Annotated in this window: 3 protein-coding genes and 1 pseudogene; all 4 read right to left on the reverse strand. The window is 59.7% G+C overall.

Translation table 11 applies throughout. The features are described 5' to 3' along the window. Positions 1-561, reverse strand: a 561-nt coding sequence (locus tag NW815_RS13005) for a hypothetical protein (RefSeq protein WP_414390642.1), incomplete at its 3' end; no start/stop codon positions are given. 10 nt (positions 562-571) lie between these two features. Next, positions 572-1,558 carry an RAMP superfamily CRISPR-associated protein gene (locus NW815_RS13010; RefSeq protein WP_414390640.1) on the reverse strand — a complete coding sequence of 329 codons (987 nt, stop codon included), beginning with the start codon at positions 1,556-1,558 and terminating at the stop codon, positions 572-574. Between the two features lie 95 nt (positions 1,559-1,653). Beyond that, a complete protein-coding gene (locus NW815_RS13015; RefSeq protein ID WP_011432237.1) occupies positions 1,654-2,106 on the reverse strand; it encodes a hypothetical protein in 453 nt (150 codons plus the stop codon). Beyond that, a pseudogene (locus tag NW815_RS13020) lies at positions 2,103-2,319 on the reverse strand (CRISPR-associated protein); the annotation flags it as partial. The pseudogene NW815_RS13020 and the gene NW815_RS13015, both read right to left, overlap by 4 nt.

Consider the following 2,319-nt stretch of genomic DNA (forward strand, 5'->3'; position numbering starts at 1 on the left):
GCCCTTGATGTTGGTGATGGTGGCCTTCAGCTTTTGCCCGGTCTGGAAGTGGGCTTTGCGGGCCTGATGCTGGGCCTGGTCTTGTTGGTGTTGATGGTTTTGTTGTTGTCTGTCGTCCTGGGATTTGTTTCCCGCCCCTTGGGGAACGGAGTCCTTGGGACCGGAGTTGTCGTTGGGTTGGGATCCCTGAGGTGGTGGAATCTCGCCAATAGGGATCCCTCCATCCTTGTAGTAGCGAGCCAGCCGGGCTGCCCAGCCCAGGATCTGCAGCATCTCCGCCGGCCTGTCTTGCAGAGGTTGCAAGTACCTTTTGCAGGTTTCGTCAATGAGCTGATGGTACCTTCTGGTTTGTTGGGTACGGCATAGGCCATTTTCCCGCACCAGCTCGCCGGTGAATCGGAAAAAGCGGGATCCCGCGTCAGGGTGATGGGCAACCGAGCGCAGATAGGCGACGCATTTGCTCAACTCGCTGACATCCACCCTTTCCTTGGCCAAGGTCAGGGCGATGCCGTGGGCGAGATCCCAAGATTGGGGGCTGAGATCGACAGTGTCTGACAGCATGGGGGAACCCTCAGTACACTCCGGTGGGCGGCTCGCGCAGAGCAGTGGGACTCAGGATGGCGGCCAATCGCTTGAGTTGTTCGGGCAAGATGTAGCCCTGGGCAGCTCGAATTTGCTCTTGCACAAAGGCTTGGAGGCGTCCTCCTTCCAGGGTATCGGCTTCTGGGGGATCGTAGCGGCTGTAGCGATCTTTTAGGTTGCCGGGCCGCTCGATCTTGTCGAGGGTGACCTGCAGGGATCCCAGGCCCACGGGCTTGCCGCCCCCCACCTTCAGCAGCATGGAATGCTTGGGATCCTGCCCCAAGACCGTGAGCAAGGTGCCCAGCTCGGCAGGGGTGAGGTTTTTGAAATGGATTTGGGTTTTGAAAACCGTGTTTTGCATCGCTTGCTGGGTGGGCGTTCCCCTTGAACTGTTCTGCAACGCGTTTCTGTGGGTGTAGTAGAACTTGCGTCCAATGACTTTGCCGTTTTCCTTTTTAAAGTAAGCTTTGCACTGATCCGGGCGAGGACAGTACAGCGGGGGCAGGGATCCGCCACCCGATCCGGTGCCGGTGGCAATGGCATCCCTGAACTCCACCAATCCCTGCCAGTTCAGGGCACCGAAAACGCGGCTGGCCGGACAAAGCTGCTCTTTGTTGCGGCAGGGGTGCCGCTCTGGGGGGATCCGATTTCGGTACTCGCTCATCATCACCGCCAGGGTGCTGTTGGTGATCGCCTCGTACATGGCCCGGATGGCCCCCTTGAGGGAGCTGCCCTGGATTTTAAGCCTTCCGTTGGGAGTGGTGGTCATGGTTTTGAGCACCGGGATCCCTTTGACTCCAACATCGCTGCCCAAGGCCAAGTGGCCGGTGGAGATGTGGACGGCAGTCTGCACCGTCAGGGTGAGAAAGAGGGTGCCGTGCAGCTTATCGGCGTGGAACTTGGCGTGGCCGGCGGGCCGCTCCAGCGTGGGGCGCTGGGTGGGAAACGGGATCAGCTCGTAGGGTTTGGGAAACACGGTTGGTTTGCCTCCAACTCGACTGCTGTTGCCGGCAGACGATCTTGCAGATGCGGCCTGGTTGGGCAATGGGCGAGGGCCTTGGGGGGTCATGGTCACCTCGGAATCAGGGCAATAAAGTGAACGCGGGCAGTTCGCTCATCTCGGAAGTAGCGCTGGCCCACCTTGAGATCTTGGGGATGGCTGAGGGGCTTGGGAAAGCGGGTTTCTCGATTTTGGGATCCGTACAGGTCGGCTGCGTGATCCTCCCACCGCCACTCTCCCGGCAGAGGGATAAAGGAGTCCGGGGGAGCTTGGATCCCCAGATACAGCAGATCCCAGCCGTGGGGGGTGCTTTTCCAGCGCAGTTCCCCTTGTTGGGAGAAAACTTGCCCCTCTGGACAGACGGGATCCGCCGGGATCCCCACCTGAATGCCGCTGACTCGATGGGGCCAGCGCAGAAAGGAGTAGGTTTTTTCAGAAGTGGAAAAACAAGCCGAGAGCACTTGGGAAAGCGAGGACTCTGCCCCATCTTGAATCTTGAGGGAGGCGACGTAGGCTGGTTTCATACGGCTTTGGCCTCCGCTTGCAGGAGTTTGGCCCAACTGTTTACGGCGGTGGCGAGCAGATGTTCCACCTTGGCCTCAGACGTCTGATCCCAGGTCAGCCGCGCCCCAAATCCCAAAGGCATTGGCTCCGCTCCCACCGGCACCGCTTGGCAATCGGGTTTGGGGAAGCCGTATTTGCCTGCCTCTTCGGGGGTTAAAAATTCGCCCGCCCCC

The sequence above is a fragment of the Synechococcus sp. R6-7 genome, assembly GCF_047461695.1.
In the GTDB taxonomy this organism is placed as follows: domain Bacteria; phylum Cyanobacteriota; class Cyanobacteriia; order Thermostichales; family Thermostichaceae; genus Thermostichus.